Here is a 17560-nt window from a genome sequence, read left to right as displayed (position 1 = left end):
AGAATTTATATAGATGACAATCGATATGCAAGCATTGTTAGAGGAATCAAAAAAAGCACGAGAAAAAGCCTATGTACCGTATTCTAAATTTAAGGTAGGTGCAGCGCTTTTAACGAAGGATGGAGAGGTTATTCACGGCTGTAATATTGAAAATGCAGGCTATAGTATGACAAATTGTGCCGAGCGTACAGCGTTTTTTAAAGCTGTATCAGAGGGGATTTATGACTTTGAGGCGATTGCAATTGTGGCGGATACAGATGGTCCATGTGCCCCTTGTGGAGCGTGTCGTCAGGTAATGATGGAGTTTTGTGCGCCAACAATGCCTGTTTATTTAACGAATTTAAAAGGTGATGTGACGGTAACCTCAGTGGGCGAATTATTACCGTTTGCATTTACAACGGAGGATTTAGAGAATGCTGGAAACTAAAGAGGGCTATAAATCAGGCTTTATCTCCATTATCGGCCGTCCCAACGTAGGGAAATCAACATTTTTAAATCGTGTGATTGGTCAAAAAATTGCCATTATGAGTGATAAGCCGCAAACAACACGAAATAAAGTACAGGGCGTACTAACAACAAATGATAGCCAAATGGTTTTTATTGATACACCAGGTATTCATAAGCCTAAACATAAACTAGGTGACTTTATGTTAAAAGTTGCAAAAAATACATTGCGTGAAGTCGATATTATTATGTTTATGGTCAATGCAGAGCAAAAGCTTGGTAAAGGTGATGAATTTATTCTCGATATGCTAGCAGGAAATTCAACGCCTGTGTTCCTTGTGATTAATAAAATTGATCAAATTCATCCAGATGAATTAATCGGTATTATTGAGAGCTATAAAGAGCGCTATGAATTTGCGGAGATTGTGCCGATTTCTGCCCTGCAAGGTAATAATGTTGAAAACCTATTAGCAACACTATCAAAATATTTACCAGAGGGTCCACAATATTATCCAGCAGATCAAGTGACTGATCATCCTGAGCGATTTATTATTTCTGAACTTATTCGTGAAAAGGTATTGCATTTAACACGTGAGGAGATTCCCCATTCCATAGCAGTAGTCATTGATAAAATTCGCCGTGACGAGGAAAATGAAGGTAAAATTCATGTGGCGGCAACGATTATTGTAGAACGTGACTCTCAAAAGGGGATTGTTATTGGGAAACGTGGTGCACTATTAAAAGAAGTGGGGATACGTGCACGTAAAGATATTGAAATGCTGCTAGGCTCTAAAGTATATTTAGAGCTATGGGTGAAGGTGCAAAAAGATTGGCGCAATAAATCAACACATTTACGTGACTTTGGATTCCGTGATGATGAATATTAAGGTGCTGTTATAGGTGTATGTGGAGCTGTCCAAAAATTTTGGAGAGCTCTATTTTTTGAAGAAAGGAGGCGGTATGATGCTTCATAAATGGGAGGGGATTGTCATAAAAGCACGCGCCTACGGAGAATCCAATAAAATCGTTACATTATTAACGCGAGAGGCTGGTAAGGTGGCGACGATGGCTAGAGGAGCCAAGAAGCCTTCTAGTAGATTGGCATCTGTGACACAGCCCTTTACATATGGCATGTTTATGGTACAGCACCATACAGGCATGGGAACATTGCAACAAGGGGAGCACCTTCATTCAATGCGCCATATTCGTGAGGATATTGTAGCGACAGCCTATGCTAGCTATATTATGGAGCTAGTGGAGCGCGTTGTAGAGGAAGGAAAGCCTGAGCCTTTTGCATTTGAGGTGCTACTTCAAGCATTACAAGCAATAGAGGAAGGGTATGATCCTGAAGCGATTACATTATTTGTAGAATGGAAAATGCTCCCTTATACAGGTGTGCAGCCTATTTTACATGCTTGTGCCTCATGTGGGGCTGTTGATGGTGAATTTGCTTTTTCCTTTGCACAAGGGGGATTTTTATGCCACCGCTGCTACCAGCATGATCCTTATATTATTCGTCTAACACCAACACAGCTTAAGCTAATTCGCATGTTTTATACTGTACCAATTGAGCAAATTGGCAAAATAGAATTGAAAAAAGAAACAAAATATTTTATTAAGAAGATTATTACCACCATCTATGAGGAGCAAACAGGGATACGCTTTAAAACAAGGAAATTTATTGACCAGCTAGAGCGTACGCCCGAATTACAAATTCGCTCCACTACTACAAAAGATGAAATGCCAGAAGACGATTAAAATGCTTCTGGCATTTTATATTTTCATAGCCTCTAGGCAATTTCCCCCCTATTATAACAATCAAATGAATTAAGTGAAAAGACCTATTTATTTGGTCATTGAAAGGCTGCTTTATATAAATCATAAGTAGTGTAAATAAATAAAATTTCAAATTTTTAAAAAGAGGGAGTATTATATAAAATTAATATATATAATAATACATTTGCTTATAAAAAGAATTTAATAGTACCTTAGAAATAGTTATATTTGAAATTAATTATTTTTTAGATATAAAATAGTCTAAAGTAATCTTATTTTTACATAGTTTGCATCATTTTAATAGTATAAACTAATCATATGAACACCATATACTAGTTGAAAAGGCATTTTAACCTATGATATTGTAATAAATATAGATCATCCTGTTGATATTTCTTTTTGATTATGAGCTCTAAATGAGTGAAAATGATGACGGATATTTCCATGTAATAAGCTAGAGCTTGTGGCGGCAGTGCGAAGCGTTGAACATGAAAGAGGAGAAAGCCAAGCCTATAGAAAGCTCTTTTATCTGCGATAGAATGGAACTAATTGTTTTGAAATTTAATGATTGTGAATGATTAAAATAAACTTTATATAGCTTTAACATGCCTCTATCAGCAAAACGTCCTTTTATCTTAGTTTTACAACTGTTTTTATAGTAAAAAATAATGCTATACAACCATTCGTTGAACTATGATAAAGCCTCTAACCAATGTCACAGATTTTTCTGTGGTTTAGACGAGAGTTAGCGGAGGTGTTATGGATACGTTTATCAGAATAATGCATTCCTATGGAAAAAGGAGGGAGTCACATTATGCATCCTTTATGTATAATGTGGCATAAAATATGCTGCGAAAAGTAACCTTAAGCATTAATGAAGTTGAAGCAAATGATATATTAGCCGAAGATATTTTTTCGGAATATCGTTTATTAGCTAAAAAAGATTTAGTTTTAACGGAACGCATTATTGCATTACTGAAGCTTCGAAAAGTAGATGAATTGTCTGTTTATATACCTGCTGATTCGGTTCGTGTTGTCCATGATTTAAGTGTGCAGCGAGCAAGAGAATATGAAGATTTATTTGAGCCATTCCTTGATGAAAAAGAACCAGTAGATGACTATAAAGAAAAGGTAAGCCAGCTTTTTATGACAACGCTCGAGAATGTTGTGCATGAATTACGCTATGGGCAAATATTGAAAAGCATACAGGATACAGCCTATGTACGAGGTGTTTTTGAAAAGATTTTGGAAGAGAAGCATCGCTATGATTTACTAATGCGCTTAAAGGAATGGGACGAATATTCATTTGTCCATTCATTTGATGTGTTTGTCTTAGGTACTATTTTTGCTCGTTACCTTGGCTTAACAGATATTGAAACATTGGCAAGAGGCTATTTATTTCATGATATTGGAAAAGTATTTATTCCACAAGAAATATTAAATTTAAAACGAAAGCTATCTGAGGATGAATTTGATATTGTTAAAACACATACAACAAGGGGCTATGAGCTGTTGGTGGAAAATGGTGAGGAAGATATTGCTTATTTAGCACGCGATCATCATGAACGATTTGCAGGCAAAGGCTATCCGAATCAGCTATGTGCAGATGAAATGAGTGAAGGTGTACAATTGCTGCAAATTATTGATGGCTATTCAGCGATGACATCGAAGCGTGTGTATCATACTGGCTATGGCGCTACAGATGCTTTAGCTGTCTTATATAGGGATCGACATTTATATAATGAAGGCTTTATGCATAAATTTGTGGAATGTTTAGGTATTTATCCTGTGAACTCGGTTGTTTTATTATCCGATAACCGTAGTGCACGAGTGGAGCTTGTCTATGATTTATTTCCAACATTGCCAAAGGTAAGATTGCTAGATGAGCAAACATCCATGAATCTGCCGTTGAATTATAGTGTGAAAATTGTCAAAATGATTGATTACCGTGCAGATAGTTTTGAGGAGATTTTTAATTTATTTGTGGAGCAATTAATCCGCTGTGATGAAAATAATTTAAGAATGCACTATAGTAAATTAATTGATCATCTACATCCAAAAGAGATTGTATTAAAAATTTTCTTACCAGCCTTTCGTATCTTGCGCCTATTAACAAGAGAAATACAAACAGATCAAACAAAATATCAAAATTCTATTTATATATTAAAGAAGTTACTGGAGGAGCAATTAGCTGTTTTATATATGGATTACCAGCATGAACATACAACCATTTTAGTGGTGGAAACGCCTCTTCGTGAAAACTTCTTTATTAAACTTGTGCAAAGCATTTTATATATTGATAAAATTGTTCCGTTCTTTATAAACCCTGGTGATGACCAACAGATTACACAGTTAATGGAGCATTGTAATGTAAATGTTGCCTATTTTATTGAGGATGAACCGACTGTGGAAAAGCGAGTTCGCCCTATGCGAGAAGGAGCATTTCTTTATTACTCGCTAGCAGATATTGAGGAAATCCTTGTAAGCTTAATCGGTATGAGCATGAAAAAGTTTTCATTTGAGGAAAAAATGCAGGAGCGTTTATTTTCAACCTATAAAGCATAAAGAGAGAGTTGCCTAACAGATGGCGAACTCTCTCTTTTTGTGCATTAGAATTGAAGGTGTTTTTCGATATATGCTTTTACTTCGGCAATTGGCATACGAACCTGTGTCATAGAATCACGATGACGCACTGTTACTTGACCATCCTCTTTGGAGTCGAAATCATATGTGATACAGAATGGAGTACCAATTTCATCTTGACGGCGGTAGCGTTTACCGATTGATTGTGATTCATCAAAGTCAACAGGGAATGCTTTGCGAAGCTCAGCCCAAACATCAGCCGCTTCATCAGATAATTTTTTAGAAAGCGGTAGTACAGCCGCTTTAAATGGTGCTAGTGCAGGATGGAAACGTAAAACAGTACGTTTATCGTCACCTTCAAGCTCCTCCTCATCATACGCATCACATAGGAATGCTAATGTTACACGGTCAGCCCCTAATGATGGCTCGATACAATAAGGAACATAGCGCTCATTTGATACAGGGTCGATATATGTGAAATCTTCACCTGAATGCTCCATATGTTGCTTTAAGTCGTAATCTGTACGATCCGCTACACCCCACAGCTCTCCCCAGCCAAATGGGAATTTGAATTCGATATCTGTTGTAGCGTTAGAGTAGTGAGATAGCTCATCATCCTCATGGTCACGAAGACGCATAGATTCTTCTTTCATCCCTAAATTTAGTAACCAATTTTTACAGAATTCTTTCCAATATGCATGCCACTCAAGGTCTTCGCCAGGTTTACAGAAGAACTCAAGCTCCATTTGTTCAAATTCACGTGTACGGAATGTGAAGTTACCTGGTGTGATTTCATTACGGAATGATTTACCGATTTGTGCTATACCAAATGGTGTACGTTTGCGCATTGAGCGTTGGACATTTTTAAAGTTGACAAAAATACCTTGAGCTGTTTCTGGGCGTAAGTAAATTTCATTTGTAGAAGACTCTGTTACACCCTGGAATGTTTTAAACATTAGGTTAAATTGGCGAATATCTGTGAAATCAGCCTTTCCACAATCAGGGCAAACAACATTGTATTTCACCATTGTTTCTTTCATTTGGTCAAACGTCATACCGTCTACAATAATTTCATCGCCCTGTGCCAGTGCAGCATCCTCAATAATTTTATCTGCACGATGGCGAGCCTTACAAGCTTTACAGTCAATCATTGGGTCATTAAAGTTACCAACATGACCTGATGCCACCCAAGCTTTAGGATTCATCAGAATAGCAGCATCAAGACCTACATTGTACTCAGATTCTTGGACAAATTTTTGCCACCAAGCTTTTTTAATATTATTTTTTAATTCCACACCAAGTGGACCGTAATCCCAAGTGTTTGCAAGACCTCCGTAAATTTCAGAACCTGGGAAGACAAAGCCACGATGCTTTGCTAATGATACGATTGTTTCCATTGATTTGTTTGTCATGAAAATAGCCTCCTTTAAATTACACTACATGAAAATAGCACCCGTCGCCGGGCACAATGTATGCCCAGGGACGAGTGCTAATACCCGCGGTTCCACCCTGATTGTTTTAAACGTTATGTTTAAAACCTCTTTTCAAAAAGTTAGCTCAGGGAGTGCCTTTTCTCTGTTACTGTGTAGACTTTCACCATCTCTACTCGCTTGTATATGGAACAGATACTTTTTTCCCCTCATCGCCTGTATAACACAATCTTGCTCGAACATGTATCGAACAGAAGCGTATGTGTTGATATTGTAGCATGTAGTTCTTTAATTCGCAATAATTATTAAAATAGTATATAATAATCGAGCATAAGTATAACACTATTAGATTTGAGGCGGTGAGTCCAATCGAACTCAATAAACGTCAGGAAGACATTTTACAGATTGTGAAAGAAAATGGCCCTATTACGGGTGAGCATATTGCAGAGCGTCTCAATCTGACAAGGGCAACGTTAAGACCAGATTTAGCAATTTTAACAATGGCAGGATTTTTAGATGCAAGGCCGAGAGTCGGTTATTTTTATTCAGGTAAAAAGGCATCTGTTACATTGCTAGATAGTATTCATTCATTGAAAGTGAAAGATTTTCACTCTGGTCCTGTCGTTGTACCAGAAACGATGACAGTTTATGATGCAATTTGCTTTATGTTTTCAGAAGATGTTGGTACACTCTTTGTCGTAGATAAGAATGAGTTTTTGACAGGCGTCCTATCACGTAAGGATTTATTACGTACAAGTATCGGTTCACAGGATTTAAACAAAATTCCTGTACACATTATTATGACGCGTATGCCAAATATTTCGTATTGTGAAAGATCAGATTCTTTAGTTGTGGCAGCGAATAAGCTAATTGAAAGGGAAGTCGATTCGCTACCAGTTGTTGAGCCAAAAGAAGGTGGCTTAAACATTGTAGGTCGTTTAACAAAAACAACGATTACAAGAGCTTTCTTATCACTTGCACAAAACATCGAGATTTGAAGGAGAGCTGTATGAAAAGATTACGCGTATTTGTTGTATCAGATTCTGTCGGTGAAACTGGTGATCAAGTAGCGAAAGCTGTTATTAGCCAGTTCCGACCAGGCTTAGAAAATACGATGATTCGTCGATTCCCTCATATTCAATCTGAGGACCTTATCCGTAAAATTGTTCGTCTTGCAGCACAGCAACGAGCATTTATTGTTTATACGCTTGTGCGGCAAGAGATGCGCTCATTATTACATGAGCTATGTGCACAAGAAAATGTACAGGCTGTTGATATTTTAGGGCCAGCTTTACAGTCCATGGCAACCTTTATGGAAGAAATACCATTGGAAGCACCAGGTATTGTTCATATGCTAGATGATGACTATTTTAAAAAAATCGAAGCGATTGAATTTGCCGTAAAATATGATGATGGTAGAGACCCACGTGGATTATTGCAAGCTGATATTGTACTTGTCGGTGTGTCAAGAACATCGAAAACACCACTATCACAGTATTTGGCCCATAAAAAATATAAGGTGGCGAATGTACCTTTAGTTCCAGAGGTAGAGCCACCCGAAGAGCTTTTACAGATAGATCCGAAAAAATGCTTTGGGTTAATTATCTCGCCTGAAAAGTTAAATTCTATCAGAAAAGAAAGATTGCTATCGCTTGGCTTAAATGATGATGCCATCTATGCGCAACATCATCGTATATTAGAAGAAATTCAACATTTTGAGAAAATTGTCGATAAAATAGGCTGCCGAGTCATTGATGTCACAAATAAGGCTGTTGAAGAAACAGCAAATACGATTATTGAATATATTTTAACTTGTAAATAAAGATGGGACTTCCATAAGCCACCTCGGTTCATAGAGGCGGTTTTTTTGAGTGGATTTTGAAAATGGTATAGATAAATACTAATTTTTGTTTTATAATAATAAAATTGTGGTAAAAATATTGAAAAGAGAAAAATCCTATTTTTTGTCGAGAAATAAAGGAATTTTAAAATGGATAGCGAATTGTGTTTTTAGAACGTAAATATTTAAGATGGTGATGGATTTGGCAGGGAAGATTCCAGAAGAAGTAATTGAGCAAATTCGCACACAGTCAGATATTGTTGATGTGATTAGTGAATATATGCAGCTTACAAAACGTGGGCGAAATTGGTTTGGGCTCTGTCCATTTCACGGAGAGCAAACACCGTCTTTTTCTGTATCAACGGACAAGCAAATTTTTCATTGCTTTGGCTGTGGTGCAGGTGGTAATGCCATTACTTTTGTAATGGATATAGAGGGCATTTCTTTTCCTGATGCAGTTGTGAAACTTGGGGAGCGTGCTGGCATACATTTAGATATTGAGCCAAGTTTCCCAGGCGTTACGAAAAAGGTTTCAAAAGCAGAAGAGCGGATGAAAGAGGCACATGCTTTTGCGGCAGATTTTTTTCATCATTTACTGTTGAACACCGAAGATGGTGAGGAACCTTTAAATTATTTGCTAGAAAGAGGATTTACAAGGGAACTTATCGAATCTAATAACATCGGTTGGTCTCTCCCAAGCTTTGATGCATTAACAATATTGCTTGAAAGAAAAGGTTATAACTTACAAGAGATTGCAGAAAGTGGTTTAATCATTAAGCGAGAAGGGGAAGAGCGTTATTTTGATCGTTTTAGAGGGCGCATTATGTTTCCGATTCGTGATGAGAACGGCAAAATCATTGCTTTCTCAGGACGGATACTTTCAGCTACTGGTGAAGAGGCAAAATATTTAAATAGTCCAGAATCACCAATATTTCAAAAAAGTGAAGTGCTTTATAACCTAGATCAAGCACGAACTTCTATCAGGAAAAATCGTCAAGTAATATTGATGGAAGGTTTTATGGATGTGTTGGCAGCTAGCTCAGCAGGCGTTAGCAATGCCGTTGCAACAATGGGGACTTCGCTAACAAATCAGCATATCACAAAGCTGAAGCGCTTAGTAGAGCAAGTTACAATTTGCTATGATGGTGATAATGCTGGTTTTGATGCAGCGAAAAGAGCGGCGCAACTACTGCATACGGAGCGCATGAAAGTGAATATTGCGGTGCTACCAGAAAAATTAGACCCAGATGAATATATTCGTACTTTTGGAGGACAAGCCTTTAAAGAGAAAATTTTGGAAAATCCTCACGCGTATATTGCTTTTATGATGATGCATGCTAGACGCAATAAGAATTTTCAATTTGAAAATGATACGCTTCAATATATTCAAGAAGTACTAGAGCAGCTAATAGGTAGGTCCTCACCAGTCGAGCGAGATTTGTATATACGGCAGCTATCAAATGAAACGAATATCTCAGAGGAAGCCATTTATGCTCAATTCCGAAAGCTAGAGGCAAATCAGGTACGTTCTACAAAAGCAGAATTACCGATATATCAGCCTTCGATGCCAGTCACGCAACAACATAAGCCTATGGATGCAGCCGAACGTGCCGAACGTTTATTACTTGCACATATGCTTCATAATATAGATGTAGTAGACAGGGTATTACGAAGTGAGCAAAAAGAACCATTTGTACGAGATGCTTATATGGCAGTGTTTGTTCGCTTAGTAGGGTTTTATGAGGAATATGGTCATCCTGATTATCAACGCTTTATGGAAATTTTGGATGATGCTGAATTGCGAAAAATTGTGATGGAAGCGGCTTTAGTGGAGCGAGATCCTGATCAAGCAGAGGCAGAGGTACTAGACTCTATACGCCAGCTTCAAAAATATAGAATTGAGCAAGAAATTGAACAAAAGATGCATGAGTCAAAGGAAGCGGAGAAGATGCATGAGTATGCACGTGCACTTGAAATCGCCCAACAGATTATTCATTTAAGAAAATCGTTATCGGCGATTTAACCCGATTCGGTTGTTTAGAAGGAGGAAGGTTTATGGCGGACAAGTCAGAACGTTCAAAAGAGATAGAAGTAGAAGTTACATTAGATGATGCAAAAAAAATCCTACAAGAAAAGGCAAAAACAGAAGGTGAAATTTCAATGAAAGAAATTTCAGAGAAACTTGCTCCTTATGAATTGGAAAACGAAGAAATTTTCCATTTTGCTGAAGACCTTGAAAAGCATAAAGATATTCAAATTATCGGTAAAGAAGAATTTGAAGAAGAAAGCTTAATGAAAGAAGAAGCAAATGAGGAAACTTTTGACTTAAATGATTTAAGTGTACCACCAGGTGTTAAAATTAACGATCCTGTACGTATGTATTTAAAGGAAATTGGTCGTGTGGACTTATTATCTGCAGAGCAAGAAATAGCATTAGCAGAGCGTATTGAGCAAGGTGATGAGGAAGCGCGTAAACGTCTGGCAGAAGCGAATTTACGTCTTGTTGTATCGATTGCGAAGCGCTACGTTGGTCGTGGTATGCTATTCCTTGATTTAATTCAAGAGGGGAACATGGGGCTTATTAAGGCCGTTGAAAAATTCGATTACCGTAAAGGTTTTAAATTTTCTACGTATGCAACATGGTGGATTCGTCAGGCAATTACACGTGCAATTGCTGACCAAGCACGTACAATTCGTATTCCTGTTCATATGGTCGAAACGATTAATAAATTAATCCGTGTACAACGTCAATTATTACAGGATTTAGGTCGTGAGCCTTCTCCAGAAGAAATTGGCGAAGAAATGGATTTAACACCTGAGAAAGTACGCGAAATTTTAAAAATTGCCCAAGAACCTGTATCTCTTGAAACACCAATTGGGGAAGAAGACGACTCCCATTTAGGAGATTTTATCGAGGACTCTGAAGCTCAATCTCCATCTGACCATGCAGCTTATGAATTGTTAAAAGAGCAATTAGAAGATGTGCTAGATACATTAACAGACCGTGAAGAAAACGTGCTTCGTTTACGTTTTGGTTTGGATGATGGTCGCACACGTACATTAGAAGAAGTAGGGAAAGTATTTGGTGTGACACGTGAGCGTATTCGTCAAATTGAAGCGAAAGCGCTAAGAAAATTACGCCACCCTTCTCGCAGTAAACGTCTAAAAGATTTCTTAGAATAAATTGAATATAGATGGAGCTGTCCGTATAATGAGCAACAAGCTCATGAGGATAGCTCCTTTTTAATAGCTTAAAGCTGCAAAACAAAAGCTATTCGCCTATAGCATGATGGGTAATAATAGATAATTAGAAGGAACAAAATAATAGATTTGCTACTTTATACAGATGTGTTTTTTTATAGTGTGAGATAAAATTGTAACAACAACCATTATTAAGCAATGTTTGGAGCTAACACTATGACAAATCCTCGAAAAAAGATAATTCTGAATGAGATTTTGTTTTGGAAACAAAATAAACTTTTACCAGAACACTATTGTGATTTTTTAGCAGCTCTTTATACAGAAGGAGCAGACCCAGAAGAATTAGAGCCTGTACAACACCCAAAACAAGCTGTTTTGCCAACAGAAAAACGCAAAATGATTTTGTTAATCGTAGGGCTATGTATCGTGATTATTGCGATGCTAGCCATCTATTTTACAATCACTTCCTTGACATTGATTTTAACCATTGTAGTGGGGATTAGTGCGTGTATCTTATTTATCATTGCATGGAATATGGCGCGAAAAAAACATCTATTAGCCCCTATTTTTCATTTACTTGCTGCCATTTTACTATTTAGCATGTCTATTCGCATTTGCACTACTTATTTTAGTGGTGATAATCTCGTGTTATTTTGCTTAATTGCTGCCAATTGTGTGATTTGGCTTTGGTCAGGCATCAAAATGAAGCTACTCTATTTCACTGTTTCAGGTGTACTAGGATTACTAGCGCTGATTGGGTATTATATCATAAATTTAGTGTGAGCTTTAGTAGTTATCATTAGTAGCAAAAGGAAACTTTGATTTTTAGTAGCGCATATAAATAGCAACTGATTAGTATCCATTTTTGGAATGGCAAGACATATTTTAGCCAATAGATACAGAAATGTCGAATTTGTTACAAACAAAGGAAAACTTAGCGAATAGGGCTTTTCGTTTCTCTAGGAATGAAGTACAATATTAGATGTTGACTGATTCTATATTATAGATAGAAGTAGACTTAAAATGAGGAGGGGAAACTTATGAAAAACAATCCAGTCGTTCCTTACATCTTAATTCTCGCATTTGGTATTGGTCTTATTTTCTTCATGTCTTTACAAGGTGCAGATAACAAGAAAGAAATTGCTGCTGAACATGAAGGTGGCGAATCTACAGAAACAACAGAGGCGAATGATGATGGCTCTGCATTAGTACAATCTTGTATCGGTTGTCATGGCGGTGACTTAACAGGCGGTATGGGTCCAAATCTACATGGTTTAGATGAAGAGCATATCGTAGACGTTTTAGTAAACGGTATTGAAGGTACACCAATGCAACCAAACATGAAAACAGAAGATGAAGCAAAAGCAATTGCTGAATACATCTCTACATTAGAATAGGATGAATGACAAGTAGCTGTACTGAAATGGTGCAGCTACTTTTTAATGCAAAAAATCATGCATATGGGGTTGTTTCTTTAGATGATAAACTTTGGGCGACGCCATTTGTTTTTTTTCTTTACATCATCCATACTAAGAGTGGACTCTATTTTAAGGTAGGCGGTATAAAATGAACGCACAAAAACTATCAAAGCGATTAGAAACAGTCGCAAAATTTATTCCTTCAGGAGCTATTGTTGCTGATATTGGGAGTGATCATGCTTATTTACCATGCTATTCCGTTCATAGGGGGATTGCCTCGTATGCCATTGCAGGAGAGGTTGTTAAAGGACCTTATGAATCAGCAGTCGGGCAGGTACAAAAGGAAGGGCTAACAGAAAAAATTACAGTACGTCTTGCTGATGGGCTGGCAGCGATTGAAGCGGCTGACCATGTAGACACAATAACAATTGCTGGCATGGGCGGACCTTTAATTGTTTCTATTTTAGAGAAGCATCCAGAAAAGCTGCAAGGTGTAACACGTCTTATTTTACAGCCGAATATTCATGCCAAAGTAATTCGCGAATGGGCTTTAGCACATCAATGGGCAATTGTTGATGAAGAAATTTTAGAAGAAGATGATAAAATCTATGAAATTCTCGTATTACAACGAGGACAAATGGAGCTTTCAGAGGCAGAAATTTTAGTTGGTCCTCGATTAAGCCAACGTCGCTCACCGGCATTTATTAAAAAGTGGCTGCGTGAAAAGGAAAATTGGCAACGAGTATTGCGATCCATTGCAGATGCAGAACAAACACCTGAAATTGAAGCAAAACGTGCAGAGTTAACGGCTCTGATTCATTTAGTGGAAGGGGTTTTGTAAGATGAAAGCAGTAAATGGTCAAGAAATCATTCAAGTGTTTGAATCATGGTCACCGAAAAAGCTAGCTTGTATGGATAATGATCCAATTGGACTTGCCATTGGTACATTAAATAAACCTGTTCATAAAGTGTTAGTTACATTGGATGTCAATGAAGCTGTAGCGAGTGAGGCGATTGACAAAGGCTGTGAGCTAATTATTGCACACCATCCTCCAATTTTTAGACGTCTTGCTAATATTCGCACAGACAATCCAGCAGGACGCTTATATGAAAAGCTAATTAAGCATGATATTGCTGTGTATGCAGCTCATACGAACTTAGATGTAGCTGCAGGTGGTGTTAATGATTTATTGGCAGATGCTTTACAGCTTGAGCAGCGTACCATTTTAGAAGAAACTTATTCAGAAAGCCTTTTAAAGCTTGCTGTCTTTATCCCAACAGCGAATGCTGAACATTTGCGTGAGGCACTAGCAACGGCAGGTGCAGGACGACTTGGTGATTATGAGGCATGTAGCTATACATCTATTGGTGAAGGGCGCTTTCGTGCAGCAGCAGGTGCAAATCCATTCGTAGGGACTGTTGGCGAATTACATATGGAGGAAGAGGTAAAGGTAGAGGTTGTCTTTCCAGAATCCATTAAAAATCGCGTCATAAAAGCGATGCTAAACAGCCATCCATATGAGGAGCCTGCCTATGATATTATCCGTCTTGAACAGCGTACAAATCAAATGGGCTTAGGGCGTGTAGGCTATCTACCAGAGGAAATGACCTTACAGCAATTTGCAAGCTATGTAAAGCAGCAGCTAGATGTACCAGCAGTGCGTGTAGTAGGCGATTTACAGTCAAAGGTTCAGAAAGTTGCACTCGTTGGTGGTGATGGCAATAAATATATTTATGCAGCAAAACGTGCAGGAGCAGATGTCTTTTTAACAGGAGATATGTATTTCCATACAGCGCAGGATGCACAGGCGATTGGCTTACAAATTGTTGACCCTGGTCATCATGTGGAAAAGGTGATGATTGCAGGCGTTGCCAAGAAAATGGCGACACTATGCGCAGAGAAAAAATATCATGTTGAATTTGTCCAATCAGCCATCCATACAGAACCATTTTTATTTGTATAAGTGAGGAGAGCACATATGGCAACTAAACAATCTGCTGGTAAGCTATGGATTATTATTGGTCTATTTATCGCCGTATTTGGCATTGGTATGACAATGATGACCAATATGATGAATGATAAAAAAATCGATGCAATGACACAGCAATGTGAAAGTGAAGGTGGACAAGCCATTGTAACAAAGGAAAAAAGCTTTCTATCTACGAAATATGGCTTTGAATGTCAAAAGTAATCAACAAGCCGAATACTAGGTAAATTAGTATTCGGCTAAAAAATACGCTTATTAATATACTTGCAGAAAGGGAGATGGCTATGTTTATTCGTTTTACAAAGGCACAACAAGAAATGATGATTGAGGATATTCAACGTTTTTTCTATAATCAGCGAGATGAAGAGCTAAGCGAATTTGAGGCAGAGCGTTTATTGGACTTTATGAAAGAACATATTGCGCCATACATTTACAATGCGGCATTATCCGATGCAAAGTATGTGGTAGAAAGACAATATGCTTCTATTGAAGAAGAGCTAATGGCATTAGAACGACCAATCAATAGAAAATAATAGGATGACCGTTTTCTCGCATGGAAGCGGTCATCTTTTTAGGTAGTGAATATTGCATTTCTGCTAGTCATACCTTCCTATCAGGAGGGGTGATATGCATAGAAGGCTACGAATAATTATAGGGTTACTGTTAGCGACTATAGCTGTCGTCATATTGTTTGCAGAGGGTAGAGAGCCCAAAATTGTGCAAGAGGAGCAGCGGCTCATCACGCAGGAAGCATTCACGCAGGCTACATTAAAAGAAAAGCTGCTTGAAACATATGTAGGGATTGATGTAAAAAGAACGGCAGACAAAGAATTGGTTATACAGGTTGTTGGAGGAGAGGAGTACTTTCTTGCCATAAAAGATGATCTAATGTCCATTGCTAAAAATACGATCCAAAACTCTGTGTTGAAGGATTATACAATTGTTTTTGAAAGATGGGAGCTAACATCATTGCTGGATTATCAAAAAATGGATGATAGCACGAATTTTTTAATAGAGGCTTTACTGGAAGGTCTCCAAGCTTTCGATGTCTATGAATATTTAACGCTTGAAAATCAAACGACCATTACGATTCACACAACGATAAAAGATGCCAATCATGAAGCACTGACACTAGTTGCTAAAATGGAAGATACCATTAATAAAATTGTCCAAACAAATGCACCACAGCAGGCTGCATACGTTATTCATATTTTAAATGCACAACGAGAAAAAATTAATTAGCCATAAAAAAACTGCTGAAGGCGATAGCCATGCTCTTTCAGCAGTTTTTATTACTTATGGAGCCGTTGTCACTTGTCCTGCAAGCGCACGTTTCTCCTGCTCAAAATCGAATTCTTTTTCTACTTTTGATACAACAACTGTTGCTACACCATTACCAATCAGGTTGGTCACAGCACGTGCCTCTGACATAAAGCGGTCTACACCGATTAATAGGGCAATTCCCTCTACTGGTATCATTGGGAATGCAGCAAGTGTGGCAGCAAGTGTAATAAAGCCAGAGCCTGTTACACCCGCAGCCCCTTTAGATGTAAGCATTAAAATTGCAAGCAATGTAAGCTGTTGCCAAATATCTAAATCGATACCATAGGCTTGGGCAATAAACAGCGCTGCCATCGATAGATAAATAGATGTTCCATCAAGGTTAAAGGAATAGCCTGTTGGTAATACTAGTCCAACTACTTGCTTTGAACAGCCGTAATTTTCTAGCTTACGCATCATTGAAGGCAATGCTGACTCTGATGAGGATGTTCCAACAACAATAAATATTTCATCTTTAATATATTTAATAAATTTAAAAATATTAAATTTAAAGTAGTATGCAATAATACCGATAACAACAACGATAAAAATAAACATTGTCATATAGACTGATAACATTAAAAATCCTAAATTTTGCAGCGATTTTAGACCAAAATTACCAATTGTATAACTCATTGCCCCAAATGCCCCAATTGGCGAGATTTTCATTACCATATTAACAATTTTAAAGAAAATATCCGCTACCTGTTCGAAAAATTTAATAACAGGCTTTGCTGGTTCGCCAATAGCAGCAGCAGCTAGTCCAAATAAAACAGCAGAGAATAAAACAGGCAATAACTCACCATTTGCTAGAGCTCCTACTACATTTTCAGGAATAATTTGTAAAATAAATGCTCCAAAGCCATGATCCTCAGCCGCTGCATTTGTATATTGAGAAATATCTGCTTTGCTAGCTGCATCTGTATTAAAGCCTTTACCTGGCTGAACAAGGTTGACAACGATTAAGCCAATTGCCAGCGCAAATGTAGAAACAACTTCAAAATAAATTAATGCCTTTCCACCAATTTTCCCAACCTTTTTCACATCACCCATGCTGCCAATCCCGATAACAACTGTTAAGAAGATGATTGGTGCAATTAACATTTTGATAAGCTTAATAAAAATATCTGCTAATATTTTTAATTTTGCGCCAAACTCTGGGAAGACAGCCCCAACAATAATACCGAGTATAATAGCGATAATCACTTGTACTGTTAAGTTTTTAAAATTTATTCGCATCTCTTTTCCTCCTATCACTAGTGTGAACGCTTTCAATGAAGTAATCATAGCTGAAATTTTCCGACAATGGTTTTTATGACCGTAATGTTTTTATTGTTCATTTTGTTCGTTTTTTAGTAAGAGGATAGATAAAGTCAGTAATAGCAAGGGGTTTAAGCTGTTTTATAGCAACTTAAAAAACGGTGATTCTATTATAATACAAAAGAAAAAGCCTTCACTATTTGTAGAGGGCACTGAAAAAGTCCCTCAGGCACAAGTGAGAGAGTACAGGAACGAATATTCGTTCCTGTACTCTCTTTTTCTTCGATGCCGTTGATTTCC

At 37.6% G+C, this 17560-nt stretch carries 17 protein-coding genes; 15 read left to right on the top strand and 2 right to left on the bottom strand.

Translation table 11 applies throughout. The features are described from left to right. The first annotated feature begins 13 nt into the window (after window positions 1-13). The 4 genes from ACIQVU_RS11120 to ACIQVU_RS11105 all read left to right on the top strand — a co-directional run bounded on the left by ACIQVU_RS11120 (window position 14) and on the right by ACIQVU_RS11105 (window position 4785). The gene (locus ACIQVU_RS11120) at window positions 14-427 is read left to right on the top strand and encodes a cytidine deaminase (protein ID WP_340806531.1); all 414 of its coding nucleotides are present in this window, start codon (window positions 14-16) and stop codon (window positions 425-427) included. Then, on the top strand, window positions 414-1331 hold the full coding sequence (era, locus tag ACIQVU_RS11115; RefSeq protein WP_340806530.1) for a GTPase Era: 918 nt from the start codon (window positions 414-416) through the stop codon (window positions 1329-1331). The genes ACIQVU_RS11120 and era overlap by 14 nt, the downstream gene beginning before the upstream one ends. A gap of 76 nt (window positions 1332-1407) precedes the next feature. Next, window positions 1408-2202: a DNA repair protein RecO gene (gene recO, locus ACIQVU_RS11110; protein WP_340808593.1), complete on the top strand. Its 795-nt coding sequence runs from the start codon at window positions 1408-1410 to the stop codon at window positions 2200-2202. Window positions 2203-3066: 864 nt separating this feature from the next. Further along, window positions 3067-4785, top strand: a complete 1719-nt coding sequence (locus ACIQVU_RS11105; RefSeq protein ID WP_340806529.1) for an HD-GYP domain-containing protein — start codon at window positions 3067-3069, stop codon at window positions 4783-4785. 44 nt (window positions 4786-4829) lie between these two features. Here the strand turns inward: ACIQVU_RS11105 and ACIQVU_RS11100 are convergent, their stop codons facing one another. Next, window positions 4830-6215: a glycine--tRNA ligase gene (locus tag ACIQVU_RS11100; protein WP_340806527.1), complete on the bottom strand. Its 1386-nt coding sequence runs from the start codon at window positions 6213-6215 to the stop codon at window positions 4830-4832. A 377-nt stretch (window positions 6216-6592) separates the two neighbouring features. On the opposite strand from ACIQVU_RS11100, the gene ccpN reads away from it, so the two are divergent. The 11 genes from ccpN to ACIQVU_RS11045 all read left to right on the top strand — a co-directional run bounded on the left by ccpN (window position 6593) and on the right by ACIQVU_RS11045 (window position 15922). Next, the gene (gene ccpN / locus ACIQVU_RS11095; protein ID WP_340806526.1) at window positions 6593-7231 is read left to right on the top strand and encodes a transcriptional regulator CcpN; all 639 of its coding nucleotides are present in this window, start codon (window positions 6593-6595) and stop codon (window positions 7229-7231) included. Window positions 7232-7242: 11 nt separating this feature from the next. Then, window positions 7243-8055 carry a pyruvate, water dikinase regulatory protein gene (locus tag ACIQVU_RS11090; RefSeq protein ID WP_340806525.1) on the top strand — a complete coding sequence of 271 codons (813 nt, stop codon included), beginning with the start codon at window positions 7243-7245 and terminating at the stop codon, window positions 8053-8055. Between the two features lie 208 nt (window positions 8056-8263). Further along, the gene (gene dnaG, locus ACIQVU_RS11085; RefSeq protein ID WP_340806524.1) at window positions 8264-10096 is read left to right on the top strand and encodes a DNA primase; all 1833 of its coding nucleotides are present in this window, start codon (window positions 8264-8266) and stop codon (window positions 10094-10096) included. 32 nt (window positions 10097-10128) lie between these two features. Continuing rightward, window positions 10129-11256 carry an RNA polymerase sigma factor RpoD gene (rpoD, locus tag ACIQVU_RS11080; RefSeq protein ID WP_340806522.1) on the top strand — a complete coding sequence of 376 codons (1128 nt, stop codon included), beginning with the start codon at window positions 10129-10131 and terminating at the stop codon, window positions 11254-11256. Window positions 11257-11490: 234 nt separating this feature from the next. Then, window positions 11491-12057, top strand: a complete 567-nt coding sequence (locus ACIQVU_RS11075; RefSeq protein WP_340806521.1) for a hypothetical protein — start codon at window positions 11491-11493, stop codon at window positions 12055-12057. 257 nt (window positions 12058-12314) lie between these two features. After that, window positions 12315-12671 carry a cytochrome c550 gene (gene cccA / locus ACIQVU_RS11070; protein WP_340806520.1) on the top strand — a complete coding sequence of 119 codons (357 nt, stop codon included), beginning with the start codon at window positions 12315-12317 and terminating at the stop codon, window positions 12669-12671. Window positions 12672-12840: 169 nt separating this feature from the next. Then, complete coding sequence (locus ACIQVU_RS11065) at window positions 12841-13533, top strand: tRNA (adenine(22)-N(1))-methyltransferase (RefSeq protein ID WP_340806519.1); 693 nt, start codon at window positions 12841-12843, stop codon at window positions 13531-13533. 1 nt (window position 13534) lies between these two features. Next, the gene (locus ACIQVU_RS11060) at window positions 13535-14656 is read left to right on the top strand and encodes a Nif3-like dinuclear metal center hexameric protein (RefSeq protein WP_340806517.1); all 1122 of its coding nucleotides are present in this window, start codon (window positions 13535-13537) and stop codon (window positions 14654-14656) included. Window positions 14657-14671: 15 nt separating this feature from the next. Beyond that, window positions 14672-14884: a hypothetical protein gene (locus ACIQVU_RS11055; protein WP_340806516.1), complete on the top strand. Its 213-nt coding sequence runs from the start codon at window positions 14672-14674 to the stop codon at window positions 14882-14884. Window positions 14885-14964: 80 nt separating this feature from the next. Then, window positions 14965-15213: a DUF2164 domain-containing protein gene (locus ACIQVU_RS11050; protein ID WP_340808592.1), complete on the top strand. Its 249-nt coding sequence runs from the start codon at window positions 14965-14967 to the stop codon at window positions 15211-15213. 94 nt (window positions 15214-15307) lie between these two features. After that, window positions 15308-15922, top strand: coding sequence for a hypothetical protein (locus ACIQVU_RS11045; protein WP_340806515.1), 615 nt, complete (start codon window positions 15308-15310; stop codon window positions 15920-15922). 54 nt (window positions 15923-15976) lie between these two features. Here the strand turns inward: ACIQVU_RS11045 and ACIQVU_RS11040 are convergent, their stop codons facing one another. Continuing rightward, entirely contained in the window at window positions 15977-17239 is a 1263-nt protein-coding gene (locus ACIQVU_RS11040) for a dicarboxylate/amino acid:cation symporter (RefSeq protein WP_340806513.1), read from the bottom strand. Window positions 17240-17560: the final 321 nt, after the last annotated feature.

This window comes from Lysinibacillus sp. NPDC098008, assembly GCF_044760715.1.
Lineage (GTDB): Bacteria > Bacillota > Bacilli > Bacillales_A > Planococcaceae > Lysinibacillus.
The sequence above is the reverse complement of the archived record's forward strand: the minus strand, read 5'-3'. Positions and strand labels throughout refer to the sequence as shown.